This is a genomic window from Streptomyces sp. NBC_01788 (genome assembly GCF_035917575.1).
Taxonomy (GTDB): Bacteria; Actinomycetota; Actinomycetes; order Streptomycetales; family Streptomycetaceae; genus Streptomyces.
In genome coordinates this window covers 5,832,022-5,858,864 of record NZ_CP109090.1, presented here as the reverse complement: position 1 = coordinate 5,858,864, position 26,843 = coordinate 5,832,022, and the positions used below count along the sequence as shown (strand labels likewise).

At 71.5% G+C, this 26,843-nt stretch carries 19 protein-coding genes and 1 pseudogene; 14 read left to right on the top strand and 6 right to left on the bottom strand.

The features are described 5' to 3' along the window. Positions 1-35 precede the first annotated feature (35 nt). The 10 genes from OIE49_RS26485 to OIE49_RS37185 all read left to right on the top strand — a co-directional run bounded on the left by OIE49_RS26485 (position 36) and on the right by OIE49_RS37185 (position 15,992). Entirely contained in the window at positions 36-3,479 is a 3,444-nt protein-coding gene (locus OIE49_RS26485) for a non-ribosomal peptide synthetase (protein WP_326804440.1), read from the top strand. Beyond that, positions 3,476-7,150: a type I polyketide synthase gene (locus OIE49_RS26480; RefSeq protein ID WP_326804439.1), complete on the top strand. Its 3,675-nt coding sequence runs from the start codon at positions 3,476-3,478 to the stop codon at positions 7,148-7,150. Before OIE49_RS26485 ends, OIE49_RS26480 begins: the two co-directional genes overlap by 4 nt. Continuing rightward, the gene (locus OIE49_RS26475) at positions 7,140-8,411 is read left to right on the top strand and encodes an MFS transporter (RefSeq protein WP_326804438.1); all 1,272 of its coding nucleotides are present in this window, start codon (positions 7,140-7,142) and stop codon (positions 8,409-8,411) included. The genes OIE49_RS26480 and OIE49_RS26475 overlap by 11 nt, the downstream gene beginning before the upstream one ends. A 25-nt stretch (positions 8,412-8,436) precedes the next feature. Then, positions 8,437-9,777, top strand: coding sequence for a cytochrome P450 family protein (locus tag OIE49_RS26470; RefSeq protein ID WP_326804437.1), 1,341 nt, complete (start codon positions 8,437-8,439; stop codon positions 9,775-9,777). 2 nt (positions 9,778-9,779) lie between these two features. Beyond that, positions 9,780-10,793, top strand: coding sequence for an NAD-dependent epimerase/dehydratase family protein (locus OIE49_RS26465; protein ID WP_326804436.1), 1,014 nt, complete (start codon positions 9,780-9,782; stop codon positions 10,791-10,793). Next, the gene (locus OIE49_RS26460; protein WP_326804435.1) at positions 10,790-11,584 is read left to right on the top strand and encodes a hypothetical protein; all 795 of its coding nucleotides are present in this window, start codon (positions 10,790-10,792) and stop codon (positions 11,582-11,584) included. The genes OIE49_RS26465 and OIE49_RS26460 overlap by 4 nt, the downstream gene beginning before the upstream one ends. Continuing rightward, positions 11,581-13,911: an amino acid adenylation domain-containing protein gene (locus OIE49_RS26455; RefSeq protein ID WP_326804434.1), complete on the top strand. Its 2,331-nt coding sequence runs from the start codon at positions 11,581-11,583 to the stop codon at positions 13,909-13,911. The genes OIE49_RS26460 and OIE49_RS26455 overlap by 4 nt, the downstream gene beginning before the upstream one ends. 174 nt (positions 13,912-14,085) lie before the next feature. Further along, positions 14,086-15,366 (top strand): homoserine dehydrogenase, encoded by a 1,281-nt coding sequence (locus tag OIE49_RS26450; protein ID WP_326804433.1) that lies wholly within the window; start codon positions 14,086-14,088, stop codon positions 15,364-15,366. Positions 15,367-15,489: 123 nt separating this feature from the next. After that, positions 15,490-15,612, top strand: a complete 123-nt coding sequence (locus OIE49_RS37190; RefSeq protein WP_442812315.1) for a hypothetical protein — start codon at positions 15,490-15,492, stop codon at positions 15,610-15,612. A gap of 17 nt (positions 15,613-15,629) precedes the next feature. Continuing rightward, positions 15,630-15,992, top strand: coding sequence for a hypothetical protein (locus OIE49_RS37185; protein WP_442812314.1), 363 nt, complete (start codon positions 15,630-15,632; stop codon positions 15,990-15,992). A 56-nt stretch (positions 15,993-16,048) separates the two neighbouring features. Here OIE49_RS37185 and OIE49_RS26440 read toward each other — a convergent pair whose 3' ends face one another. From OIE49_RS26440 to OIE49_RS26430, 3 genes are all read right to left on the bottom strand, one after another. Further along, positions 16,049-17,092: a 2-oxoacid:ferredoxin oxidoreductase subunit beta gene (locus tag OIE49_RS26440; protein WP_100570703.1), complete on the bottom strand. Its 1,044-nt coding sequence runs from the start codon at positions 17,090-17,092 to the stop codon at positions 16,049-16,051. Continuing rightward, a complete protein-coding gene (locus OIE49_RS26435) occupies positions 17,082-18,938 on the bottom strand; it encodes a 2-oxoacid:acceptor oxidoreductase subunit alpha (RefSeq protein ID WP_326804432.1) in 1,857 nt (618 codons plus the stop codon). The genes OIE49_RS26440 and OIE49_RS26435 overlap by 11 nt, the downstream gene beginning before the upstream one ends. A 113-nt stretch (positions 18,939-19,051) precedes the next feature. Next, a complete protein-coding gene (locus OIE49_RS26430; RefSeq protein WP_326804431.1) occupies positions 19,052-19,723 on the bottom strand; it encodes a TetR/AcrR family transcriptional regulator in 672 nt (223 codons plus the stop codon). Positions 19,724-20,041: 318 nt separating this feature from the next. On the opposite strand from OIE49_RS26430, the gene OIE49_RS26425 reads away from it, so the two are divergent. Continuing rightward, positions 20,042-21,235: an IS701 family transposase gene (locus tag OIE49_RS26425; RefSeq protein WP_326804430.1), complete on the top strand. Its 1,194-nt coding sequence runs from the start codon at positions 20,042-20,044 to the stop codon at positions 21,233-21,235. 5 nt (positions 21,236-21,240) lie between these two features. Here OIE49_RS26425 and OIE49_RS26420 read toward each other — a convergent pair whose 3' ends face one another. Both OIE49_RS26420 and OIE49_RS26415 read right to left on the bottom strand, forming a co-directional pair. Beyond that, positions 21,241-22,188: an NAD-dependent epimerase/dehydratase family protein gene (locus tag OIE49_RS26420; protein WP_326804429.1), complete on the bottom strand. Its 948-nt coding sequence runs from the start codon at positions 22,186-22,188 to the stop codon at positions 21,241-21,243. Positions 22,189-22,199: 11 nt separating this feature from the next. Next, positions 22,200-22,826: a ScbR family autoregulator-binding transcription factor gene (locus tag OIE49_RS26415; RefSeq protein WP_100570708.1), complete on the bottom strand. Its 627-nt coding sequence runs from the start codon at positions 22,824-22,826 to the stop codon at positions 22,200-22,202. Between the two features lie 159 nt (positions 22,827-22,985). Here OIE49_RS26415 and OIE49_RS26410 point away from each other — a divergent pair, with 159 nt between their 5' ends. The 3 genes and pseudogenes from OIE49_RS26410 (at position 22,986) to OIE49_RS37175 (ending at position 24,369) form a co-directional block, all read left to right on the top strand. Next, positions 22,986-23,879, top strand: a complete 894-nt coding sequence (locus OIE49_RS26410; RefSeq protein WP_326804428.1) for a ScbA/BarX family gamma-butyrolactone biosynthesis protein — start codon at positions 22,986-22,988, stop codon at positions 23,877-23,879. A gap of 171 nt (positions 23,880-24,050) precedes the next feature. Beyond that, a pseudogene (locus OIE49_RS37180) lies at positions 24,051-24,132 on the top strand (4'-phosphopantetheinyl transferase); the annotation flags it as partial. 21 nt (positions 24,133-24,153) lie between these two features. Then, positions 24,154-24,369 carry a hypothetical protein gene (locus tag OIE49_RS37175; protein ID WP_401739900.1) on the top strand — a complete coding sequence of 72 codons (216 nt, stop codon included), beginning with the start codon at positions 24,154-24,156 and terminating at the stop codon, positions 24,367-24,369. Between the two features lie 176 nt (positions 24,370-24,545). Here OIE49_RS37175 and OIE49_RS26400 read toward each other — a convergent pair whose 3' ends face one another. Further along, positions 24,546-26,705 (bottom strand): RecQ family ATP-dependent DNA helicase, encoded by a 2,160-nt coding sequence (locus OIE49_RS26400; protein WP_326804426.1) that lies wholly within the window; start codon positions 26,703-26,705, stop codon positions 24,546-24,548. Positions 26,706-26,843: the final 138 nt, after the last annotated feature.

The following is a 26,843-nucleotide window of genomic DNA, read 5'->3' as shown; positions in this document are numbered from 1 at the left end:
GACCACTCCTCGTACCCGTGGGAAGAGACTGATCAATGACGCTTGACGACCTTGCTGCCGCGGTCCTGGACACGGACGCGGACAGCGCGAGTTCTGGTGCGTACTCCTTCATCGAACTCGGCGGCGACTCGCTGCGCGCCATGCGGCTCGCCGCCCTGGCCCGGGAACAGCTGGGCGTGAGAATCCCGATGAAGGCCCTGCTCGGCGGCGAGCCGTTGGCCGCCGTCCTGGCCGGTGCCGAGGTGGAGGCCGCGCCGCGGGAGGCCGTAGCCGCCGCCGACACGGCGGCTCACGAGAGCGGGCTGTCCCGCACCCAGCGGGGCATGTGGCTCATCGAGAGCATCACCGGCGGCTCCCCCTACAACCTGGTGTTCACCGCCTTCGTCGAGAAGGGAGACCTGGACGGTGAGGTCCTCAAGGAGGCCATCGCCCGTACGGTCGCCCGCAACGAGGGGCTGCGCACCGTCTTCACCGAGGACGAGGCCACGGGCGCCGTGGTACGCACGGCGCTGGACGAGCACACCGCGGAGTTCACCAGCATCGTCTGCGCCGGGGAGGCCGCCGGCTTCGAGGACGAGGTACGCCGTACCTCCCAGGCACACACGCGGCGCCCCTTCGACCTCAAGGCCGAGCCGGCCGTGCGCTTCCTGTACTTCACCCACGCGTCGGGCCGCCAGGCCGTCGTCCTGACGGCGCATCACATGGTGCTCGACGGCTGGGCCGTGGGCCTGGTCTTCAGGGAACTGCTCGCCCACTACGAGGAACTGTCGGGCGGCACGCCCGCGGACTTCGGCCGGGGCGTCCCCCTCGGCACCCTCATCCGGCGTCAGGAGGAGCAGCGGGCGGGCGGCCTGTGGGACCGGCAGACCGGCATCTGGACCCGGCACCTGGACTCCGTGCCAACCGTCCTGGAGCTGCCCGCCGACCGGCAGCGCCCCGCGGTGCAGGACGCGGCGGGCGACCGCCGGCCCCTCGACCTGGGCGGCCCGGCCAGCGCCGCCGTCACCGAGACGGCCCGCGCCCTGGGCATCACCCCGTTCGCCCTGCTGCTCGGCGCGTTCGCGCTGACGCTCGGCCGCACCACGGGGGTGCGCAGTCTGCTGGTCGGTGTACCGCTGCTCGGCCGGGACACCTCCGAGCTCGAGGGTCTCGTCGGAGTGGCGGGCAACCTCGTTCCGGTGCGGATCGACATCGACGACTCGGCGTCGGTCGCCGGCTACCTGCGTTCCGTGCAGCACTCGCTGACGCTCAGCATCGACGCGGGACAGGTGCCGTTCGAGGAGCTGGTCGCCCGTCTCGGCGTCGAGCGCAGCGTGGGCTGCCACCCGCTGGTCCAGGTGTGCTTCGGCATGCACGACCAGCTGGTTCCCCAGCGTCTGAGCACCTCCGAGCTCGACGTCCGGATCGAGGAAGGGCACGGCGGCGGCGCCCAGTTCGACCTCACCCTGCTGGTGGGACAGGCCGAACCGACGCTCGCCGGCCATGTCGAGTACGCCACCGCCGTATGGACACAGACCGAGGCCGACGGGTTCATCGCCGACTTCCGCGCCGCCACCGAGGCGCTGGCGACCGCCCCGGACGCGGCACTGGAGGACGTGCGCTGTCTGTCCGCCGAGCGCCGTGCGCAGCTGGCCGCGGTCAACGACGTACGCGAGGAGTTCCCGGCCACCTCCATGGACGAGCTGTTCCGCCAGGTGGCGCGGCGCTCGCCCGACGCGGTCGCGGTCCGCGAGGGAGACGTCGAACTGACCTACGCGGAGCTGACCCGGGCGGCCGACCGGCAGGCCCGGCTGCTGCGGCAGGCGGGTGTCCGCGACGGTGACACCGTCATCGTCGGGGTGGAGCGCTCCGTCGCCGAGGCCGTGGCCGTCCTCGGCGTGCTCTTCGCCGGCGCCGCCTATGTCGGGGTGGACCTCGGTCTGCCCCTCGCGCACACCGAACTGATCGTGGGCAAGGCCGCGCCGGCGGCCGTGATCGTCCCGGCGGACAAGGCGGACCACGCCGCACTGCAGGACGTGGCGGCCGTCGCGCCCTGGGAGGCGGCCTGGGCCGGCTCCGCCGACGCGGCGGACAGCACCGAGCGTCCCGCCGCCGACAAGGGACGCCGGGCCTACGTCGCCTTCACCTCCGGCTCCACAGGGCAGCCCAAGGGCGTCAGCGTCCCCCACCGCGCCGTCATCAGACTGGTCCACCAGGCCGACTACGTGCGCACCGGCCCCGGCGAGCGGATGCTGCGGCTGTCGCCGCTGCCCTTCGACGCCTCCACGCTCGAACTGTGGGGCGCGCTCCTCACCGGCGCCACGCTCGAGATCTATCCCGCCGACTCGCTGCCCTCCCCGAGCGAGCTGGGCGCCTTCCTCGTCGAGCGGGAAGTGACCGTCGCCTGGCTGACGGCGGGCCTGTTCCGGCTGGTCGAGGAGTTCGCGCCGGACTCGTTCGGCGCGCTGAAGCAGCTGCTGACCGGCGGTGACGTCGTACCGCACGACCATGTCGCCAGTGCCCTGACCCGCCACCCCCACCTGGTGGTCACCAACGGCTACGGGCCCACCGAGAACACTACGTTCACCACCACGCACACGGTCACCCGCCCCGAGGACGTGTCGGGACCGCTCCCCATAGGCACCCCGATGCCCGGCACCCACGTCCATGTCCTCGACGAGCGGGCCAGGCTCGTTCCGCCCGGCGCCGTGGGCGAGCTGTACACCGGCGGCGAGGGACTGGCCGACGGATACATCGGCGACGAGGCCGAGACCCGGCGGCGTTTCGGACGGTTCTCGCCCGACGTGCCGGAGCGGCTCTACCGCACTGGCGATGTCGTACGCCTCGACACCCGGGGCCGGCTCGCCTTCCTCGGCCGCGCCGACGACCAGGTCAAGCTGCGCGGCTACCGCATCGAACTGAGCGCCATCAGCGATGTGCTGACGGGACACCCGCAGGTCAAGGACTGCGTGGTGGTCGTCACCGGGGCCGACAGCGCCGAGAAGCGGCTCGTGGCGGCCGTGGTGCCGGATCCCGGTGCCACCCCGGGCACGGACGAGCTGCGCAGGTATCTGGCCGCCTCGCTCCCGGACTACATGGTGCCCACGCTGTGGGCGCTCGTCGACCGCATTCCCGTGACCGCGAACGGCAAGGTCGACCGCAAGGCGCTGGCCGCCGTGGCCACGGCCGCGGGGCGGGCTCCCGCCCCGGCGGCGCCCGCCGCGCAGCCGCCCGCCGACGACGTGGCGACGCGGATCGCCGAGCTGTTCACCACGGCCATCGAGCGCACGGGCAACCGCTCCGGGAAGGCCGCCGGGCCGGTCGACGCCGACACCGACTTCTTCGCGATGGGCGGCACGTCGCTGGGCGCGGTCCAGCTGATCCGCCTGGTCAAGCAGGAGTTCGGTCTGACGCTGCGGCTGCGCGACTTCCTGCTCACCCCCACCGCTGCCCATGTGCGCCGCCTCGTGGAGGAACTCGGAAGGGCGGACGACCAGTGAGCGGGACGATGGCGGTGGCCAGGCCCACCGAAGCGATAGCCGTCGTCGGAATGGCGTGCCGCTACCCGGGCGCCGCCGACATACGCGAGTTCTGGCAACTGCTGCGCGACGGGCGTGAAGGCATCACGCGGTTCGACATCGACGCCCTGCTCGCCAAGGGCGCGGACCCCTCACTCGTGCGGCGCCCGGAGTTCGTACCGGCCAAGGGCGTGCTCGACGGCTCACGCAACTTCGACTGGACGTACTTCCGCTACAACCGGGCCGAGGCGGCGCACATCGACCCGCAGCAGCGGGTGTTCCTCGAATGCGCCGCGACCGCCCTCGACGACGCTGCACTCGACGTCGGCCGGTTCGAGGGACGCGTCGGGGTGTACGCCGGGTCCGACCGGACCCTGCTCGACAGCTCCGGCGAACTCAGCCCCCTGGTCCGCATGGTGAGCCATGAGAAGGACTTCGTGGCGACCCGCGTGGCGTACAAACTCGGACTGCGCGGACCCGCGATCACCGTGCAGACGGCGTGCTCCACGTCGCTCACGGCGATCCACATGGCGCGCCAGGCGCTGCTGACCGGCGAGTGCGACGCGGCGCTGGCCGGCGGTGTCACCGTGTCGCCGCCCGGCGAGTGGGGCTATCTGCACGAGCAGGGCAGCATCCTCTCGCCCGACGGCCACTGCCGCCCCTTCGACGAGAAGGCCGCCGGCACGGTGCCCAGCGAGGGCGTGGGGGTGGTCGTCCTCAAGCGTCTGGAGGACGCGCTGCGGGACGGCGACCGGATCGCCGCGGTGATCCGGGGCTCGGCCCTCAACAACGACGGCTCGGACAAGCTGGGTTTCACCGCGCCCTCCATTCCCGGCCAGAGCGAGGTGATCCGGCACGCCCAGCGGGTCGCCGAGGTCGAGCCGGGCGACATCGACCACATTGAGTGCCACGGCACGGCCACCCCCATGGGCGACCCGGTCGAAGTGGCAGCCCTGACCGATGTGTTCGGCACCGCACAGCAGGACCACCCGACCTGGCTGGGCTCCGTCAAGAGCAACATCGGCCACACCAGCGCGGCGGCCGGGGTGGCCGGGTTCATCAAGACGGTGCTGATGATCGAACACCGGGAACTGGTGCCGACACTGCACTACACCAAGCCGAACCCGCTGCTCGACCTGGACACGTCGCCCTTCGAGGTGTGCGTCGACGGCCGCCCGTGGCCCGCGGGCCGGACCCCCGTCGCCGCGGTCAGCGCCTTCGGCGTGGGCGGCACCAACGCCCATGTCGTCCTCGCCGCCGCGCCCCTGATCCCGGCACCCGCCGAGGGCTCGTCGGCCCGGACACTGCTGCTCTCCGCCGCCACGCCCGAAGCCCTCGGACGGTACGGCCATCAGCTCGCCGAGCGGCTCGAAGCCGAACCCGCGCCGGCGCTCGACGCGGTGGCACGGACGCTGGCGGACCGCAGGCAGCATCCGCACCGGGCCTGTGTCGTCGCGCGCGACCACGCCGAGGCAGCCCGGCTACTGCGCGGTGTGCGCGCACCGCAGCGGCGGTCGCTGTCACAGGTGGCGTTCCTCTTCCCCGGGCACGGAGTGCTGCGGCATCCGACGGGTGCGGCCCCGTACCGGCTGCTGCCGGCGTTCCGTGAGCACTTCGACGAGATCGCCGGCTTCGCCAGGGCCCGCTTCGGGATCGACCTGTCCCCGGTGGTCTCCGGCACCCCCGTGGCGCCGGAGTGGTTCGAGGACTGGGCGCACCAGCAACTGGGGCTCTACACGCTCGGCTACGCACTCGCCCGGCAGCTGCAGGAGTGGGGGGTGAAGCCGGCGGCGCTCTTCGGCAACAGCGTCGGCGAGTACGCCGCCGCCGCGCTCGCCGGAGTGTGGTCGCCGACCGACGCGGCCGTCCTGGTCCACGAACGCGCCGAAGGACTGCGGGCCACGGCACCCGGCCGGATGCTCGCGGTCAACGCCCCCGTGGAGGAAGTGACCCGCAGGGTGCGGCTGGGCGACGAGGTGACCGTCTCCATGTTCAGCCGGGGCGGCGTGGTGCTCTCCGGACCCGCGCAGGCCATGACGGAGCTGATCGACGGCGACGCGTTGGCCGGCCTGGACCTGAAGCCGCTCAACGTCGACCGGGCCGCTCACTGCGAACTGCAGGCCCCCGTGGCCGACCGTCTCGCGCAGCTGATCTCGGCCATGCCCACCCGGCTGCCCGAGCTGCGCATGGTCTCCAACGTCACCGGCGAGTGGGCCGACCCCGACGCCGTGTCGGGCCCCGACTACTGGGGTGCGCATGTGCGCAGGCCCGTCCAGCTGGACGCCGGTATGGCGACGTTGCTCGGCTCCGACTGCGACACGTTCGTCGAACTCGGCCCGGGCAGCACGATGCTGGGCGCGCTGCGCCTCGCCCCCCAGTGGGACCCGGCCCTCGCCGCGGTGCCGCTGCTGGGCAGGGAGCAGGACGAGGAGCGCGGGCTGCTGCGCGGCCTCGGGGCGCTGTGGGAGCGCGGCCTGGACGTCGCCGGCCCCACCCTGGCCGCGGCCGGGGCGGCCCTCGACGGCGCGCCGGACACCGCCCGCCGGTGCTCGCTGCCGGGCCACCCCTTCGCCGAGCGGGACCCCGGGACCGAGGCACCGCGCCCGGACACCGCGCGTGCCGACAGCGCCAACCGGGGGTCCGCAGCCCGGCGCCGGGTCGAGGAGCTGTGGTGCCAGTCGCTGGGCGTGACGTCGGCCTCCGACCCGGACAACTTCTTCGACCTCGGCGGTGAATCGCTGGTGGTGCTGAACCTGATGACTCAGCTACGGGAGAAGGCTCACGTCGTCGTCCCCGTCGCCGAGTTCATGCGTGAGCCGACCTTCGGCCACCTGCGCCGGGTCGCGGAGGAGCAGCTGGGCGACGGGCCTTTCGGGGAGACCGTGCCCGAGGCCGCCGTCACCGAGGCGGCCGCCCCGCCCGAGCCGCGCTTCACACGGCTGCGCGAGGGCTCGGGCAGGCCCGTGTTCCTGGTGGCGGACGCGGCCGACTCCACGCTGAGCTACCTCGCCCTGGCCGACGGCCTGGACACGACGCGCCCGGTGCTGGGGCTGGAGCCCAGGGACGTCGACGGAGCGCGGATCGAGGAGATCGCCGCGTTCCACGTACAGACGCTGACCGGGCTCCAGGCCGAGGGCCCGTACACCATCGGTGGCTGGTCCTTCGGCGCCGTCGTGGGCCATGAGATGGCGAGCCAACTGGCGCGGCGCGGGGCACGGGTCGACCTGCTCGTCTGCCTGGACGCGTACATGCCCGGCCAGGCGGGCCGCCGCATCGGCGCCGACCCCACGTTCGTGCTGGGGCACCTGCGGCTCATGGCCTGCGCCGCACTCGGAGTGGGTGAGGCGGGGGCTCAGGCCCGGCGCAACCCGGCGCTGCGCGGGCTGCTGCTGGACAAGTTCCGTACCTTGACGCGCTACCGGCCCCGCCCGGTCAGCTGCCCGACCGCGGTGTTCAAGGTGGGCGTCGGCGCCGGGGAGGCCCGGCAGTTGCGGCTCGGCCTTGAGGGACTGTACGGGCCCGACGTCACCGTGGTGCCGGTGGCCGGTGAGCACTGGTCGCTGCTGCGAGAGCCCCACGTGGGTGATCTCGCCGCGAAGCTCAGCGGCCTGCTGGCCGACAATTCGATCGAGGAGCGGCACGATGGCGAGTGACCAGCCGGCGGCCACCACGGCCGACCTGCCCGAGTCGGCGCCCGAGCCGTCCGCCGGGCCGACGCTGCTGCGCAACCGGCCCTTCCAGGCACTGTGGAGCAGCGAGGCATTCGCCGGTGTCGGCGAGAACGCCGCGGGTGTCGCCTATCCGATGCTCATCCTGACCACGACGGGTTCGGCGGTCTCCGCCGGGCTCGTCGGCTCGGCCCAGTTGCTCGCGCAGGGTCTGATGTCCTTCTGGGGCGGCATTCTCGCCGACCGGATGGACCGCAAGCAGCTGCTGATCGGCTGCAGCATGCTGCGGGCGGCCCTGCTCGGTGTGTTCACCCTGCTGGTCCTCGCGGACGCGGTGAACGTGGCCGTGACGCTCGGCATCGCCATCGTGTCGGCGGCGTGCTTCGGTCTGTCGATGCCCGCCGGCATGGCGATGATCAAGCAGCTGGTGCGGCCCGACCAGCTCGCGCAGGCGACCGCGCAGAACCAGATCCGCTGGTTCGGAGCCATCACCGCAGGACCGTCCATCGGCGGTGCCCTGCACGGGGTGACGCGGGTGCTGCCGTTCATCGGCGCGAGCATCTCCTTCGCGGTCTCGTCCGTGCTGATGCTCTTCGTCCCCAGAACACCGCAGCCGCAGGCGGTGCCCGGTGCCAAAAAGGAACTCCTCGGCGGATTCCGCTACTTGGCGAAGCATCCGGTGCTCGGCCCGCTGATCGTCAGCGTTACGCTGTCCAACCTGGCGTTCAACACGACCGGGATCTCCCTGGCCGTCATCGCCACGGGGACCGAACGCGGAGCGTCCGAGTCGTTCATCGGGCTGACCCTCGCGATCGCCGGCATGGGCGGGCTGGCCGGGGCGCTGGTAGCTGAGTTCATCATCAGGCGGGCCCGTCCGTCGGCGGTGTTCATCGCGGGTTACTGGATCGGTCCGGTCGCCGCCGTGCTGCTTGCGACCGTGCCCGGGGTCATACCGCTCGGCATCGTCGTCGCCTGCGTCTACATCCGCGGACCGATCATCAACGCGCTGTTTCTCACCTACACGGCCAAGGTCGTGCCCGACAGGCTCCAGGGCCGGGTCCTCGGAGCGATCATCTTCAGCTCCACGATCGTCTCGCCCCTCGGCGTCCTCGGCATCGGTGTCGTCTTCGAGGCCGCGGGCCCGGCCTGGGTTTTCGCCACGATCGGCGCTGTCGCCACCCTGGGCGCCCTGCCCACCCTGACCAAGGGCATCCGAACCCTGGCCTCCGCCGGGGACCTGACGTGATTCGAGCCAACACCAAGGAGTTGCCATGACACAGGAGATCACCGAGGCCGGCCCTGTCGAGGCCGGCGCGGAGCTGCCGGGGGGGCAGGCGCAGGCGCTGCCCCCGGAGTTCTTCACCCACTCGATCGACGACCGGAACGCGACCTACGCGCAGCTGCGGTCGTCCTGCCCCGTGCGTGCCATCAACCATCCGCCCGGTGCCGAGGCGTACATCGTGTCGGACTACGACATGGCGCTGAAGGCGTTCGGCGACGGCCGTATCTCCAAGTCCCTGGACAACGCGCCGAAGTGGTTCCGCGACCAGCTCTTCGACAACAGCCCCGTCCAGGCCCGCAACATGCTCATCGCGGACGCCCCGGAACACTCGCGGCTGCGCAAGCTGGTCAGCAAGTCCTTCGTTCCGCGCCGCATGGAGAAGCTGCGCCCGCGCATCCAGGAGATCGCCGACGACCTCATCGACGCGTTCCCGGAGTCGGGCGAGATCGACCTGATGGAGTTCGCCCGCGTCCTGCCCGTCATGGTCATCTTCGAGTACCTGCGCGTGGATGTCTCGGACCGCGAGATGCTCTACGACTGGTCCAAGATCCTCGGCGGTGCCCCGTACGCGGACGAGGAGGCCAACAACCGCCTCAAGCAGGTGAGTTCCGCCTTCGAGCAGTACATCCTCGATCTCCTCGAGGCGCGCCGCTCCGACCTGGGCGACGACCTGGTGAGCCAGCTCCTCCGCGCGGCCGACGAGGAGGGCACGTTCACCATCGACGAGATCGCCTCGACGATGTCCCTGGTGATCATCGCGGGCCAGCGCACCACCACGAACCTCATCGGCAACGGCGTTCACGCCCTGCTCACCCACCGCGACCAGTTCGACCTGCTGCGCTCCCAGCCCGATCTGGTGGTCTCGGCAGTCGAGGAGTTCCTGCGCTACGAGTCGCCGAGCTACCGCGGCACCCTGCGCGTCGCCGCGCAGGACATGGAGATCGGCGACGTCCTCATCGGCAAGGAGGCGTTCGTCCACCTGCTGATCGCCGCCGCCAACCGCGACCCGAACATCTTCGACGACCCCGACCGTCTGGACATCACCCGCACCAACAACCGCCATCTCACCTTCGGCCACGGCCCGCACTTCTGCCCGGGGGCCCCGCTGTCCCGGCTGGAGGGCCATGTCGTCTTCCCCACGCTGCTGCGCCGGCTTGAGGGCCTGACCCTGGCCATCGACCCGGCGGACACCGAGTGGGTGTACGACAACTCGGTCAGCCGCGGTCTGGCGAAGCTGCCGGTGTCGTACGAGCGTCTGCGGCCCCGCGCCGCCGACACCTCCGAGGAGTCGGCCATGACCGGCTGCCCCGTCGCCCACGGGGGTTCCTGACCATGCGGATCCTCGTATTGGGCGGTACGGCCTTCCTGTCGCACGCCGTCGCCGCCGATGCCGTACGCCGAGGGCACGAGGTCGTTTGCGCGGCGCGCGGCACCTCCGGGAACGTCCCGGAGGGTGCCACGCTCGTCAAGGTCGACCGGGACGCCCCCGACGGCCTCGCCCCGCTGGCGGGCATCGACTTCGACGCGGTGGTGGACGTGGCCACCATGTCGTACCCGTGGGTCCGGGAGGCGCTGCGGGTGCTCGGCACGCGCGCCCGGCACTGGACGTTCGTATCATCCATCAACGTGTACGCCGACGCCGTCACCGCCGGGCAGAACGAGGACGCGGCCCTCCACGAGCCCGCCGAGTCGGGCGCGTTGGCACTCGAACGGATCGAGCATCCGCATCTCTACGGCGCCATCAAGGTCGCCTGCGAGAACGCGGTGCGCGCGGCCCTGGACGAGCGGGCGCTGATCGTGCGCTCCGGGCTCATCGTGGGCCCCGGCGACGTCTCCGACCGCTTCGGCTACTGGCCCGCGCGGATCTCCCGCGGCGGCCGCGTCGCCGTACCGGACGTCCCCGAGCAGCCCACGCAGGTGCTCGACGTACGTGACCTCGCGGCGTGGATCGTCGGCGCGGGCGAACAGGGCATCGCAGGCACCTACAACGGGGTCGGCCCGAGCCTGCCCTTCGGCGAGCTGCTCGACCTGATCGTCAAGACGGTCGGCGCACCGGACACCGACCTCGTCCCGGTCTCCGAGGAGCACCTGGACCGGGCCGGGGTGCAGGTGTGGCGGGGACCGAAGTCGCTGCCGCTGTGGGTGCCCCGGGAGGACCGCGGATTCATGGCCCACGACCACACCCGGGCCGTCGCCGCCGGTCTCACCCACCGCCCGATCGAGGACGTCGTCCGCGATGTCCTCGCCCACGAGCGTCGCCTCGGTCTCGACCGCGAGCGCGAGGCGGGGCTCACCCCGGCCGAGGAGGCCGAGCTGCTGCGGAAGCCGGGGGGAGAACCACGATGAGCGCGAACAGCTGGCGCAGGATCGGCGAGGGCGACCCGGCCCGTACGGTCCTGGCGGTCGACTTCGACTCCACCGGCAGGCCGGAGGCCGACTTCCGCCGCCTCGCCGCGCGTCTGACGCCACGGGAGATCTGGCAGACCGCCCAGCCCGCCGAGGCCGAGAACGAGCTGCTGTCGGCGCAGGACTATCTGCGCCTGTGGCGCCGGCTCCCGGAGGGCCCCCGGCACATCGACACCGTCATGGGCTACTGCGTTGGCGGTGTGTTCGCCGCCGCGCTCGCCGACGAGATCGCCTCGGAGCAGGGGGAGCGGCCGGCGCTGCTGCTGCTCGACCCCGAGCCGGTGGCCCGGCTGAGCCTGTACCGCGACTTCCGCAAGACCGTCGACACCCTCACGGTGGTGCCGGAACAGGAGCGGTCCGACGCGGTCGCCGAGGTCCTGGCGGTCTGCGAGGCGGCCGGCGAGGAGGACTTCACCGCCACCGCGGCCCAGGTCGTCAAGGTCTACGAGACCGTCGCCGGCACCGCGTTCGACCTGCTCGGGTTCGACGAGGAGACCAGCGAGGACCTGCTCGGCCTGTTCCGGTCCTACGTCTCCTACCTGCACGCGGCCCGGCAACTGCACCCGGAGGAGGGCTGGGCCGCGGCGCTCGCCCTGACCTCGGCGCACGGCGGTCCGGGTGCCGTGCACGCACGCGCCGTACGGCGTTTCCCCGTGGACACCGCGACTCTGCTCGACACCCCGGACGTGGCCGAGGCCGTACACCGATTCCTGTTGGAGCGTGGCGCATGACCGTGCACGACACACAAGCACCGCGGACCGCGTCCGCGGGAGGGATCCTCCTCGACGACGTCACCGCGTCGCCGGCCGCCGACTGGGCCGACCACGTCCTCGCCTGTGCTGCGGCCTACCGCTACCGGCTGACCTCGGAGGGGGACGTGGAGCTCAGGGTGGCCGGCCTGCCCGGGCCGCTCAGGCTCCGCGTCGAGCCCACGACGACCCTGGCCGAGCTGGTGGAGCGGGTCCGCGCGGCCCGCACCTCGCCGGTCGCGGCCGAGGCCGTCGCCGCGCCCGGCAGCACACAGGTGCTCCTCGACGCGGGCCCGGTGACGGTAGACGACCTCGCCCTCGTCCTCACCCTCGACGCGGACGGCCGCCTTGACGCCCGGGCGCGGGGCAACCCGGAGCGCCACAGCGACGAGGAGTTGGCGGCGCACACCGACCGTCTCAGCCACTTCACCCGGCGCCTCCTGGAGGCCGGACCGACAGCCGAGGTGGGCGGCGTCGAGCTGCTCACGCCTGCCGAGCACCACCAGATCATGCACGTGTGGAACGACACCGCGCACCCGGTGCCGACCCTGACGCTTCCCGAGCTGGTCGAGGCGAACACCGCGGCGCACCCGGAGCGGACCGCCCTCAGCCACCGTGACCAGCGGCTCAGCTACGCCGAGCTGGACGGGCGCGCCAGCCGGATCGCCCGGCTGCTGATCGCCGACGGCGCCGGCCACGGGGACATCGTCGCCATGGTGCTGCCGCGGTCGGTCGACTACGTCGTCACGGCCCTCGCCATCGTCAAGACGGGCGCCGCCTATCTGCCGGTGGACACGAGCTACCCGGTGGAACGCATCAACCAGGTCCTCGCCGACGCCGGGGTCACCCATGTGGTGACCGTGCGGGAGCTGACGGACTCGGTCCTGGTGCCCGCGCGGCAGTTGGTCCTGGACGACCCGGACGCCGTGGCCCGGCTCGCGGCGGCCACCCCGGCCCCGCCCACGGACGCCGACCGGCGCGCACCGCTCACCCCCGACTCCCCGGCCTACGTGCTCTACACCTCGGGTTCGACGGGACGCCCCAAGGGCGTGGTGGTCGCCCACCGTGCCATCACCAACCGGCTGCACCACATGCAGCACCAGATTCCGCTGGGCCCGAACGACCGGCTGCTGCAGAAGACGCCTGCCGGGTTCGACGTGACCGTGCGCGAGGTGTTCTGGCCGCTGCTCGCCGGGGCGTCGATCGTGGTCGCCGACCCAGACGGGCACCGCGACCCCGCGTACCTGGCCGAGACGATCGCCACCGAGAACATCACCATCACGCACTTCGTGCCCTCCGGCCTGAAGGTGTTCCTGCGGGAGCCGGGCGCCGCCGCCTGTACGAGCCTGCGCCGTGTGGTGTGCGGCGGCGAGGCCCTGCCCGCCGAACTGCAGGCGTGGTTCTCCTCGGTCCTGGACGCCGACCTGTTCAACGTCTACGGCCCCACCGAGGCGGCCGTGGACGTGACCTCGATGCTGTGCCCGAAGAAGCCCGAGCCCGGCCCGGTGCTGATCGGCCGGCCGGTATGGAACACCCGCCTCTACGTGCTCGACGAGCAGCGCCGCCAGCTGCCGCCCGGGGTGACCGGCGAGCTGTACCTCGCCGGTGTCCAGCTGGCCGAGGGATACCTGGGCCGGCCCGACCTGACCGCTGAGCGCTTCGTCGACGACCCGTACGGCGGGCCCGGCGCCCGCATGTACCGGTCCGGGGACGCGGCGTGCTGGCGGGCCGACGGCGTCATCGAGTTCTTCGGCCGGCTCGACCACCAGGTCAAGATCCGAGGGTTCCGGGTCGAGCTGGGGGAGATCGAGTCCGTCCTGCTGCGCGACGGGCAGCTCAGCCAGGCGGTCTGCCTCGTCCGCGAGGACACTCCGGGCGACCAGAGGCTGGTGGCGTACGTGGTCTCCGCGAACGACGCGGCCCCCGACCTGGACAGGCTGCGCGCGCAGGCCGAGTCGGCGCTGCCCGACTACATGGTGCCGAGCGCGTTCGTCGTCCTGGAGCGGCTGCCGCTCACCGCCAACGAGAAGCTGGACCGGGGGGCCCTGCCCCGGCCCGAGTCCCAGGTGGCCCGCGCGGGACGTGAACCGGCCACGGCGGGGGAGATCCTGGTGGCCGAGCTGTTCACCGAGCTTCTCGGCATCCGGGACGTCGGCGTCGAGCAGCACTTCTTCACCTCCGGCGGCAACTCCCTTCTGGCCAGCCGGCTGATCAACGACATCCACGAGCGCTCGGGTGTGCGCCTGCGGATCAGGCAGCTCTTCCAGGATCCGACCGTCGGCGCGATCGCCGGCCTCATCACCCCGTAGACCGCCCACATCAGCCCGTGGGCCGCGCCCGCGGCGGTGCCGGCACACCCCTGCCGGCACCGCCCGGGGTCGCCACCGTGGACGCGGGACCGCCCGCCGGGCGTCCACACGCCCTTTCCCCTCCCGGCCGACCACGGCCCTCTCACTTCGGTCTCGGAAACGGAGCAGTCCGACATGCGCACTCTGAAGGTAGCTCTGCTGGGTTGCGGCGTCGTCGGCAGCGATGTCGCACGGTATCTGGCGGCTCACGAAGCCGACCTCACCGCACGCATCGGCGCCCGGGTGGAGCTCGCCGGGGTGGCGGTGCGCCGCGCGGACCTGCCTCGCCCCGGCATCCCCTCCCACCTCGTCACCACCGACGCGGACGCCCTGGTGACCCGGGGCGACATCGACGTCGTGATCGAGGTCATCGGCGGCGTCGACCGCCCGTACGACCTGATCACGAAGGTGTTCGCCCACGGCGCCTCCGTCGTCAGCGCCAACAAGGCCCTGATCGCCACCGAGGGCGCCGCACTGCACGCCGCCGCCCGCGACAGCGGCGTCGACCTGTTCTACGAGGCCGCGGTGGCCGGTGCCGTACCCCTGCTGCGGCCGTTGCGCGAGTCCCTGGCCGGCGACCGGGTCACCCGGGTGCTCGGCATCGTCAACGGCACCACCAACTTCATCCTCGACCGCATGGACACCGCCGGCTGGGAGTACCCGAGGGCACTGAAGGAAGCCATGGCCCTCGGCTACGCGGAGGCCGATCCGACCGCTGACGTAGAGGGCCACGACGCGGCCGCCAAGGCGGCCATCCTCGCCGGGCTCGCGTTCAACACCCGGGTCCGCCTCGACCAGGTGCACCGCGAGGGCATCACTGACATCACCGCAGCGGACATGGCCGCCGCCCGGTCCGTGGGCCGGGTGGTCAAACTCCTCGCCGTCTGCGACCGCGCCCCGGACGGCGACATCACCGTCCGGGTACACCCGGCGATGCTGCCTGCCGGCCATCCGCTGGCCTCGGTGCGTGACGCGTTCAACGCGGTGTTCGTGGAGGCCGACGCCTCGGGGCAGCTGATGTTCTACGGCCCCGGCGCCGGCGGGGCGCCCACGGCCGCCTCCGTGCTCGGCGACCTCGTCGCCGCCTGCCGCAACCGGCTCGCCGGTGTCACAGCGTCCGACGACACGGCGTACGAACGACGCCGGGTCCGGCCGATCGGGGACGTGGTCACCCGTTACCACATCACCCTGGACGTGACGGACCAGCAGGGCGTCGTCGGCGCCGTGATCGCCGTACTCGAACGCCACGGGGTGTCCGTCGAGGACTTCCGGCAGACGCGTGCCGACGGCGGCGCCCGGCTGTTCCTGTCCACCCAGCGCTCCATGGACAGGGCGCTCTCCGCGGCCGTGGCGGCACTGCGCGACCTGATACAGGTGCGGGGCGTACCGCGCATCATCCGCGCCGAGGCCCTCTGACCGCGGGGGCCTTCGACCGCCACCCGTACGCTCCCGGACGGAAGGGCCGCACGCCCCCTCCACGATCCCACCCGGCGTGGTTTCGCCAGCGACAACCACGCCGGGGTCCACCCCGAGGCGCTGGTGGCGATCGCCCGCGCCGACGGCGGCCACCAGCCGAGCTACGGCGGTGACGTCCACACCGAACGACTGGGGCGGACCGTCCGGGGCCACTTCGGTCCGCAGCGGACGTTCACCCGGTCCTGAACAGCACCGGGGCCAACGTGGCGGCGCTGCAGGCCATGCTCGACGTCTGCCAGGCCGTCATCTGCACCGGACACAGCCCAAGGTCGTCTCCCTCACCCAGTGCACCGCGACCGGGCTCCGCTACACCGTCGACGAGATCCACGCCCTCTGCGAGCAGGCCCACGGCCTGGGCCTGCTGGTACACATGGACGGCGCCCGGGGCCAACCACGTCTTCGCCGTCCTGCCACCGGACGTCACGCGGCGACTGCTGAAACGCTTCCCGTTCCGCGTCTGGAACGAGCGCACCAGTGAGGTCCGTTGGGTGACCGCCTTCGACACCACCGAGGAGGACGGGGACACGTTCGCGGTCGCCATCGGGGAGGAACTCGGGGCCGGCTGAGGCAAACAGAAGGCGGCACCACCGGTCGAACCGGTGGTGCCGCCTTCCGCTCAGGATCAGCCGACGACGGTCCAGGTGTCGCCACCGGCGAGCAGCGCCGCCAGATCCCCCTTGCCGTATCGCTCGATCGCGGTGTCGAGCTGGTCGGCCATCTCTGTGTCGTAGACGGCCCGTTCCACCGAGCGGAACACACCGATCGGGGTGCGGTGCAGCGTGTCCGGGTCCGCCAGCCGCGACAGCGCGAAGGCGGCGGTGGGGGACGGGGTGTGGGCGTCGTGGACCAGGACCTGTGCCTCGTTCTCCGGGGTCACCGTGACCACTCTCAGGTCGCCGGTGAGCTGGTCCCGTACCACCCCCTGCGACAGGTCCCCGCCGAAGCGGATCGGCTTGCCGTGCTCCAGTCGGATCACTGCCTCCTCGGCCCGCTGCCCCGGTTTTGAATTGGATGCAGTCTTGAGGGCGTCGAAGGCGCCGTCGTTGAAGATGTTGCAGTTCTGGTAGATCTCCACCAGCGCGGTGCCCGGGTGGGCGGCGGCCTGACGCAGCACCTCGGTGAGGTGCTTGCGGTCGGAGTCGATCGTGCGGGCCACGAAGGACGCCTCCGCGCCGATCGCCAGCGACACCGGGTTGAAGGGCGCGTCCAGCGAGCCCATCGGCGTCGACTTGGTGATCTTGCCGACTTCCGAGGTCGGCGAATACTGCCCCTTGGTCAGGCCGTAGATCCGGTTGTTGAACAGCAGGATCTTGAGGTTGACGTTGCGGCGCAGGGCGTGGATCAGGTGGTTGCCGCCGATCGAGAGCGCGTCACCGTCACCCGTCACCACCCACACGCTCAGGTCCCGTCTGCTGGTGGCAAGTCCGGTGGCGATGGCGGGGGCGCGGCCGTGGATGGAGTGCATCCCGTAGGTGTTCATGTAGTACGGGAAGCGCGAGGAGCAGCCGATGCCCGAGACGAACACGATGTTCTCGCGGGCCACGCACAGCTCCGGCATGAAACCCTGCACGGCGGCGAGGATCGCGTAGTCACCGCAGCCCGGGCACCAGCGCACTTCCTGATCGGACTTGAAGTGCTTGGGCAGGAGGCGGAGTTCAGTGGTCATGGATGATCGCCTCCAGTGTGTGGGCGAGCTGCTCTTCCTTGAACGGCATGCCGTTCACCTGGGTGACGGACCGCACGTCGACCAGGTACTTCGCCCGGACCAGGGTGGCGAGCTGGCCGAGGTTCATCTCCGGCACGACGACCCGCTCGTACCGGCGCAGGACGATGCCGAGGTCACGCGGGAAGGGGTTGAGGTGGCGCAGGTGCGCCTGCGCGACCGGCTGCCCGGCCCGGCGCAGCCGCCGTACCGCAGCCGTGATCGGCCCGTACGTCGAGCCCCAGCCCAGGACCAGCGTCTTCGCCTCGTCCGGGCCGTCGACCTCCAGGTCCGGTACGTCGATGCCGTCGATCTTGGCCTGCCGGGTGCGGACCATGAAGTCGTGGTTGGCGGGGTCGTAGGAGATGTTGCCGGTGCCGTCCTGCTTCTCGATGCCGCCGATGCGGTGCTCCAGGCCGGGCGTGCCGGGGATCGCCCACGGCCGGGCAAGGGTGTGCGGGTCGCGCTTGTAGGGCCAGAACACCTCGGTGCCGTCCGGAAGGGTGTGGTTGGGTCCCTGCGCGAACCGCACGCGCAGGTCCGGGAGTTCGTCCGGCTCCGGGATGCGCCAGGGCTCGGAGCCGTTGGCGAGGTAGCCGTCCGACAGGAGGAACACCGGCGTGCGGTACGTCAGCGCGATCCGGGCCGCCTCGATCGCCGCGTCGAAACAGTCCGCCGGCGTCCGTGCCGCAATCACGGGAACCGGGGCCTCGCCGTTACGGCCGTACATCGCCTGCAGCAGGTCGGCCTGCTCGGTCTTGGTCGGCAGACCCGTCGAGGGCCCGCCGCGCTGGATGTCGACGATCAGCAGCGGCAGCTCCAGCGAAACCGCGAGCCCGATGGCCTCCGACTTCAGGGCCACACCCGGGCCGGACGTCGTCGTCACCGCCAGCGACCCGCCGAAGGCGGCCCCGAGGGCGGCACCGATCCCGGCGATCTCGTCCTCGGCCTGGAAGGTCCGTACACCGAAGTTCTTGTGCTTGCTCAGCTCGTGCAGGATGTCCGAGGCCGGGGTGATCGGGTACGAGCCCAGGTACAGCGGCAGATCCGCCTGCCGGGACGCGACGACCAGGCCGTAGGACAGTGCGAGGTTGCCGGAGACGCTGCGGTACGTGCCGGTCGGGAACGCGGTGGCCGCCCGGGCGACCTCGTAGGAGACGGCGAAGTCCTCCGTCGTCTCACCGAAGTTCCAGCCCGCGCGGAGCGCCGCGATGTTGGCGGCCGCGATGTCGGGCCTCTTGGCGAACTTCGACTTCAGGAACTTCTCGGTGCCCTCGGTGGACCGGTGGTACATCCACGACAGCAGGCCGAGCGCGAACATGTTCTTGCTGCGCTCGGCCTCCTTGCGGGAGAGTTCGAACTCCTTCAGCGCCTCCACCGTCAGCGTGGTCAGCGGCACCGGGTGGAGGCGGTAGCCGTCGAGTGAGCCGTCCTCCAGCGGCGAGGTCGCGTAGCCCGCCTTCCGGATCGCCCGCCCGGTGAACTCGTCGGTGTTGAGGATCACTTCGGCGCCGCGCGGCAGATCGCCGATGTTCGCCCGCAGCGCCGCCGGGTTCATCGCGACGAGTACGTCCGGGGCGTCGCCCGGCGTGAGGATGTCGTGGTCGGCGAAGTGCAACTGGTAGGAGGAGACCCCGGGCAGCGTCCCGGCGGGGGCCCGGATCTCGGCGGGGAAGTTCGGCAGTGTGGCGAGGTCGTTGCCGAACAACGCGGTCTCCGCGGTGAAGCGGTCGCCGGTGAGCTGCATGCCGTCACCCGAGTCGCCCGCGAACCGGATGATCACCCGGTCCAGCCGGCGGACTTCCTTCATGTACACGGTGCTCCTCTCGTCGCGCTCGGATGGAAGCCGCAGCCGAAACTATGGGGCGAGAGGGGGCGCGTCCCAGCCCCCGGCCAAGTCCGCTCCCGATCTTGGCAAGTCGCCTAAACAGCACCGTCCTCTGCCGTCCGTGCCCGTCCTGGAGCACTCCGCGTGCGGGCCCCGGTCCGCCGCTGCTGGGGAAGACGCACGGTCGGGGAGACCCCGCGCAGCGTGAGCTCCCAGATCTCGGCGACCTGGGTCACCGCGCGGACATGGTCCGGCTCCGCGGCCTCGCCGCCGGTGTGGATGAGCACCTCGGCGCCGGTCACGAGATGCGTGACCAGGGAGAGGAGCGCACGCGGGTGGGTGCCGGGGCTCAGGGTCTCCTCGGGCACACGGGTCACCAGATCCTCGATCACCGGAATCCACGAGGAGGGCCACGGGGAGGTGGTCGCCACGCGCTCGCGGCTGAGCCCGGCGGCGGCCCGGACCACGGAACTCTCCTCAAGCAGACCGACGACGGCGAGGGTGATGGCGATGATGGTCTCCAGCGGGGGCTGACGTGTTCTGAAGATCCGTTGCACCACTTCGCCGGTGAGCGCGATGCCGTGCTGCTGCACCGCGTCGGCGAGTGCGGCCTTCGAGCGGAAGTGGAAGGTCAGCGCGCCCATGGAGGTGCCCGCCCCCGCGCAGATCCGTCCCAGTGACGTGGCCTCGAAGCCCGCGGCGTCGAAGGCGTCGGCGGCGGCCCGGATGAGGGACTCGCGGGTCCGGACCGCTCTTCCCTGTTTCACCGTGGACAGCCTCCGCGGGCCAGGCGGTCGTCGCGTTCCGCGCACGTCCGCGATCGCGTCATTGCTGGTCTCCTCTCAATGCGATGGGCCGCGTTGCTGTCCAGAGCTTCTGGTGGCGAGAGCTCCGTCACAACGCCGACTTCCGATAGATGTACGGGGTTTGGTGGCCGCATCTGCATCTGTGCCCGTTTTTTACGGAAATGCCTGCGGGTACTTCAGTGACTTGCCGAAGTCTCACCGAAAGCGCCCACCCCCTCAAAAACAAAGAGAACGTTCGCTATTGTTTTCTGGTCGGCATGCACGTGGAGGGAGCGCACCATGGCCGGGCAGCACCTGGTTCTGTCACCGCAGTGGGGTACGGCCTCGCTGAACACCTTCAGCGACACACTCTTCGGACATCTCCCACGGGCCGACCAACGACGATGGGCCCTGGGCTACCTGCGCGGGCTGCTCGCGACGCCGGGCAAGAAGTCCATACGCCGCCTTGCCGCCGCGATCTCGGCGTCGCCGACGGCGTCGCAGTCTCTGCAGCAGTTCATCAACACCAGCCCCTGGGACTGGGAACCGGCCCGTGAGGAACTGACCCGGGTCGTACAGGGGCGCACCACGCCCCTGGCCCTGACGGTCGCCTCGGCGTTCCTGCCCAAGCGCGGCGCGCACTCGTGCGGGGTGCACCGCCGTTTCGTGCCACGGCTGGGCCGGACCATCAACTGCCAGATGGGAGTCGGGCTGTTCCTCTCCTCCGGGGACATGCACCTGCCGGTGGACTGGCGTCTGATGCTTCCCGAGCGGTGGAGCGACGACGCGGACCTGCGTGAGCGGGCCAGGATTCCCGGTACAGCCCGCCATCGCCCGTACTGGGAGCACATCCTCGATCTGCTCGATATGGTCTCGTCCCGCGCGGGGCTCACCGCGGTCCCCGCGGTGGTGGACATGAGCGAGTGCCCGGACGCGACCCTCCTGGTCAACGGCCTGAGCCGGCGCGGGCAGAACTTCGTCGTGGCGGTGCCGCCCGGTCTGCGGATACTCCCGCTCGGCCCTCGCCCCGCCCCTGCCGACGCCCAGGACGCCCAAGGCGCCCTGTCCGTTCAGGAGTTCCTGCACCGGCACGGCACCCGCCAGACATACGCCACGGTGCACGCCCCGGGCAGCGGTGACGTGAGGATGCTGTCCACCCGGGTCCGGCTGCCCGGCAGCAGGCAGACCCACCGCCTCCTCGCCGAGTGGGACCCCGCCCGGCAGGGCGCCCCGCGCGCATGGCTCTCCACCCTCCTCGACGAACGCGCCGGGCGCATCGCCGCGCTCGCCCACCTGACTTCCGGCGCCGCCGCCACCGTGAGCCGCCTTGAGGAGGACTGCGGCCTCCTCGACTTCGAGGGCCGCTCCTACCCCGGCTGGCACCACCACATGACCCTGGTCTCCGCCGCCTACACCTACAGCCGTCTCTACTCCCCGGCCTCCACCACCCCCGCCGCGCCCGAGGCCCCCGACCCACTGCCCCGCACCGCCTGAGGACCCTAGGGTCTTTCGGCGAGGAACGACCTGTACCACGCGGACGCGGAGGCGAGGCGGGCGAGCGGGCCGGGGCCCTCCGGGCATCCGGTGAGGCGCCAGATCTCCTCGCCGCGGTACCAGTGGTCGAGGGCGAGGAGGGAGAACTGGCGCTCGCTCATCGGACCCGGCACCTCGCGCAGTCGGCGTACGCAGGCGTCCCAGGGCCATGACCCGGTCACACTCGGCAGTACGCCGAGGGAGGCGAGTGTGGTCAAAAGGTCGCGAACGCGTACAGGACGGGCGTGGGCGGCGTGATGGATGCCCGTGGGCGGCGCGTCCGGCATGAGCGCCGTCGTCGTGATCAGCCGTGCGAGGTCCTCGACGTCGATGAGGGACAGCAGGCCGCGTCCGCCGTCCCAGAGGGCCGGAACCCGCGCGAGCAGTTCGGCCAGCGCCGGGACGACCCAGCGGTCGCCCTGGCCCACGATCAGACCGGCCCGCAGCACCGTGCCGCCCGTCGCCAGCACGTGCCGCTCACTTTCGAGCCGGGTGGCGCTGGCCGCGGAGACAGGCGCCGGCGCGATCTCGTTCACGGTGAGCCCGCGGTGCGGCCCGGCTCCGTACACCGCGGTCGTCGAGAGCTGGACGACGCGTCGGACACCGCTGCGGCGGGCCTCCTCGATGAGCGTCGCGGTCCCCCGGACGTTGACGGCCTCGCACGCGCGCGCCTCGCCGGACACCCGGGACGCGAGGTGCACCAGGACGTGCACGCCGTCCAGCGCCCCGGACAGCGAGGACGGATCGGTCAGGTCCGCGGGGCACCACGACGGGCCCGCCTCGTCCCGGAGCCGTCTCCCGGGAGGTGTGCGCACCAGGGCGCGCACGTCGTCGACGCGGCCGTCGGCACGCGCTTCGAGGAGCCCGCGGAGCACCACCGAACCGACGAAGCCCGTGGCTCCGGTGACCGCCACGCGGGGCGGCCTCACGCGGTCGCCGCCGACCCGTCGTGGGGGATGACGAGCTGCGCGACGACCTCGTCCGGCGCCAGGGCGGGCAGCAGACAGCGCCACATGGCAGCGATCAGCTCGGGCAGGTTGGCCCGCTCGCTGGAGATCTCGGACATGATCTGCGTACCGGTGAAGGCACCGACGATCACTCGCGCGAAGTCCGCTTCGTCGACGTAGGGGCGCAACTGTCCCCTCGTGCGCGCCTCGACCAGGGTCTCCCGGAAGTGATCGATCCAGAACTCGTAGATCGAGTACTCCTGAAGACCCGATTCGTTCTGCTCCACCGCCAGCCGGACGCCGGCCCGCAGCAGCGTGTTGCTCTTCAGTTCGCACGCCAGGTACCCGGTTATGTCGAGCAGTTGCTGGAGGCCGGGCTCGCTCGGGGGGAACTCCAGATCGGCGGCCTGCTCCATGATGACGGCTCTGGCCAGGGCTTCCTTGTTCTTGAAGTGGAAGTACATGGCCCCGGCCGTCAGCCCGGCCCGTTCCAGGATCTTGTTGACGCTCGCGCCGGAGTACCCGGCCGCGTCGAAGATCTCGGCCGCCGCCCTGAGCAGTACTTCTCGGGTACGAACGGCACGTTCCTGCCTGCGTCGTGCCATCACTGACCGCCCCAACCTCTCGACAAACAAAAAGAACGACCTCTATGTTATCCGAGGCGGCACGCATGCGTGTCCGCTCGTTATCGCTTCGGCATTCGCCAGCAGCCCAAGGGGAGGACTGCCATGTCGCTTCAGCTTGCTCATCTGCCTGTGACAGAAATGCCTACTGCCATTCCTCGGTCGTACACGCACAAGCGCGACGCGTCCGAGGTGCTGCTGAGCAACTGGTGCCGCAGGGGGGCGGACTCCTACGCGGTGGAGGCCGGCTGGCCCGAGCAGCATGTCTTCTACGAGACCCGGCTCGGCATGCACGACCCGATGCTGCTCTGCGAGACGGTGCGCCAGACGTTACCGCTGCTGTCCCACGGTGCCTACGAGGTACCGCTCGGACACCAGCTGCTCTGGCAAGACTTCGCCTGGGAACTCGACGCGGACGCCCTGCGCAGTGTCGGCGGCGCGGTCGGTATAGACCTGCGCATCACGTGCACGGACGTCAAACGCCGCAAGGCGCGCGCCTCTGCCCTGGCGCTGCGCTTCGAGTTGGTGCGGGACAGCACGGTCCTCGCCGTCGCGCGCACCCGCTTCACGATCCAGGACCGGACCGTCTACGAACGTCTGCGGGGCCGTTACGCCGACATACCCGGCCTGCATACGGTTCCCCTGCCCTCCCCCGCGTCACCCGAGCGCGTGGGGCGGAGCAGTTTCGAGGACGTGGTCCTCTCGCCCACCGACTCCAGCACGCGCTGGCAGCTGCGGGTCGACCGGGCTCACCCGATCCTCTTCGACCACCCCGTGGACCACGCGCCCGGCATGCTGCTGCTCGAAGCCGCGCGTCAGGCGGCCCAGGCCATGGTCCACCCGGACGCCGCCGTGGTGGTGGGGATGAGCGTCGTCTTCGCCCGCTACGCCGAGTTCGACACCACCTGCTGGATCGAGTCCGCCTCGCTCCCGGACGACCTGAACGGCAACCGCAGGGTGCTGGTCACCGGCCGGCAGCAGGACAGGGACGTCTTCTCCGCGGTCGTGTCCATCGCCTCGGTGGCGGGCGGCTGATTCCCCCGGGGTGGAGCGCCCGGGGGGACGACGATCATGATCGAGAAACTGTAGCCACCATCGGTCGCGCTGGCCGAGTCGTTCGGTGATCCCGTCCATGCCCCGCTCCGCGGCGCCGAGCCGGGGAGCGCGGCGGGGGCCGTCGGGAAACGCACGCGGGAGTTCGCCACTGTGCGCTGGTGCGCCCGCCGGGCCCTCGCGGACGTGGGCATCGCACCCCGTCCTCACCGGCGAAGGCGGTGCGCCCGCGTGGCCGGACGGTGTCGTCGGGAGCATGACGCACTGCGATGGATACCGGGCGGCGGCCGTGGCAAACGCCGGTGAGGTGCGCGGCGTCGGCATCGATGCCGCGCACCACCTCCCCCTTCCCGAGGGGGTGTTCGCGTCCATGGCCCTGCCCGCCGAACAGCGGCGGGACGCGGAACTGCGCCGCCTGGCGCCCGGCGTCCACCAGCCAGGTGACAGCAGGCTGTCTGCGTGCGGCGGCTGACAGGCAGTGGCCCGTTCAGGCACCGCCACGACCAGAGCGTGGGGGCCACCATCTCCGGCAGATCACTGATCCCCATGTGAATGAGCAGGTCCAGGAGACCTGCTTCAACCAGAACCCGGCTCTTGTCGTTCTCGTACTGGCGGCGGTCCCTGCCGGGTACAGGTCGACCAGGGCAGTCAGCCCGCCGCAGCAAGCACCAGCGGCAGAACCTGGCCGGCCCCCGCCTGCCTCAGCAGGCGAGCGGCAACCGCAAGGGTCCAGCCGGAGTCGGTGCAGTCGTCCACGAGCAGGACGGGCCCTGGCGTACGGGCCAGAGCGCCGGCCAGGTCCTCAGGAAGGGTGAATGCGCCGGCCAGCGCCCGGAGCCGCTGAGCGGAGTTGCTGCGTCGCGCCGCATGCACGTCGCTCGGCCCGGTGTACGCCAGGGCGCCCAGGAAAGGAAGCCGCCCGATGTTCGCGACTCCCTGAGCCAGGGAGTCGACCAGCCGGGGGCGGGACAGGGATGGTACGGCGACGACCCCTACCGGCCGGGCAGAGACATCCGGGCCGTCCGCCATCCAGCCGCCCGGAGAGCGTGCCCAGTCAGCGAGCACCGTCACCACAGCTTTCAGCACGTCCTCGGGGACGGGCCCGTCAGGCGCCTGCTCGGACAGCAGCGGGCGCAGCCGGTTGCCCCAGCCGATGTCGGAGAGCCGCCCCAGAGCCCGGCCCGGGGAACACTGTTGCTGGGCCGGGATACGCCCCTTGAGGTCGACGCCCAGCGCGGGCATGCCCGTCGGCCACATCCGGCGCGGCTCGACCTCCACCCCCGGGCGGCCCAGTTCCTTCGTCGCCCCCGCCAGGGTCTCCGCCGAGACGGCAGGGTCGGCCCAGGCACCCGCGCAGTTGTCGCAGCGGCCGCACGGCGCAGCCTCCTCGTCGTCCAGTTGGCGACGCAGGAACTCCATGCGGCAGCCGGTGGTGGTGACGTAGGAGCGCATGGCCTGCTGCTCGGCCGCACGCTGTTCCGCCACACGTGCATACCGCTCCGCGTCGTACACCCAGCCGGAACCCGTGGCCGTCCATCCGCCCTTCACCCGCCGCACGGCGCCGTCCACGTCCAGCACCTTCAACATCGTCTCCAGCCGGCTGCGCCGCAGATCCACCGAGGCCTCCAAGGCCGGCACGGACAGCGGCCGTCCTGCCTCGGCGAGGACCGCGAGGGTCTGGCGCACCTGTTCCTCCGGCGGGAAGGCGGTCTCGGCGAAGTAGCGCCAGATCGCCTCGTCCTCCTTGCCCGGCAGCAGCAGCACCTCCGCGTGCTCCACGCCGCGGCCCGCGCGGCCCACCTGCTGGTAGTACGCGATCGGCGAGGACGGCGAGCCGAGGTGGACCACGAAGCCCAGGTCCGGCTTGTCGAAGCCCATGCCCAGCGCGGAGGTGGCCACCAGTGCCTTGACCCGGTTGTGCAGCAGGTCGTCCTCCGCCTGCTGACGGTCGGCGTTCTCCGTCCGGCCCGTGTACGAGGCCACCTCAAGACCGCCCTGCCGCAGGAACGCGGTGGCCTCCTCGGCCGCCGCCACCGTGAGCGTGTAGATGATCCCGGAACCCGGCAGCTCGTCCAGATGCTCCGCCAGCCACGCCATCCGGTGGGCGGCGTCCGGCAGCTGCACCACGCCCACCCGCAGGCTCTCCCTGTCCAGCGGGCCACGCAGTACCAGCGCCTCGCCGCCACTGGTGCCCAGCTGCTCGGCCACGTCCGCCGTGACCCGGGCGTTGGCGGTCGCCGTGGTGGCCAGCACCGGCACGCCCGGGGCAAGGTCGGCCAGCATCGCCCGCAGCCTGCGGTAGTCGGGACGGAAGTCATGGCCCCAGTCGGAGATGCAATGCGCCTCGTCCACCACCAGCAGGCCCGTCGTGGCCGCGAGCTTGGGCAACATCTGGTCGCGGAAATCGACGGAATTAAGGCGTTCCGGACTTACCAGGAGAACATCGACGTCACCGAGCTCGACCTCCTCGTGGATCGTCTCCCACTCCTCCGGATTGGCCGAGTTGATGGTGCGCGCCTGGATACCGGCCCGCGCCGCCGACTCGACTTGGTTGCGCATCAACGCCAGCAGCGGCGAGACGATCACCGTAGGTCCGGAGCCGCGTCGGCGCAGCAGAGCAGTGGCCACGAAGTACACCGCCGACTTGCCCCACCCTGTGCGCTGCACCACCAGCGCGCGACGGCGCTCCACCACCAGGGCCGCCACAGCCTGCCACTGGTCCTCCCGCAGCCGCGCCGACCCCGTCGGATCACCGACCAGCTCGGCGAGGATGGCGTCGGCTTCGGCACGCAGCTCCAGATCGTTCATGCCCCCATGCAACCCGACGGCACGGACAATCGGCCACTTCACCCCGCGTGACGGACGGCACGCCCCGCTGCTCCACCAGCCGCCCGAGGGACGGACCGGGCCGAACCGAGCCCCGGGCCGGTCCGGTCCGCTGGTTAC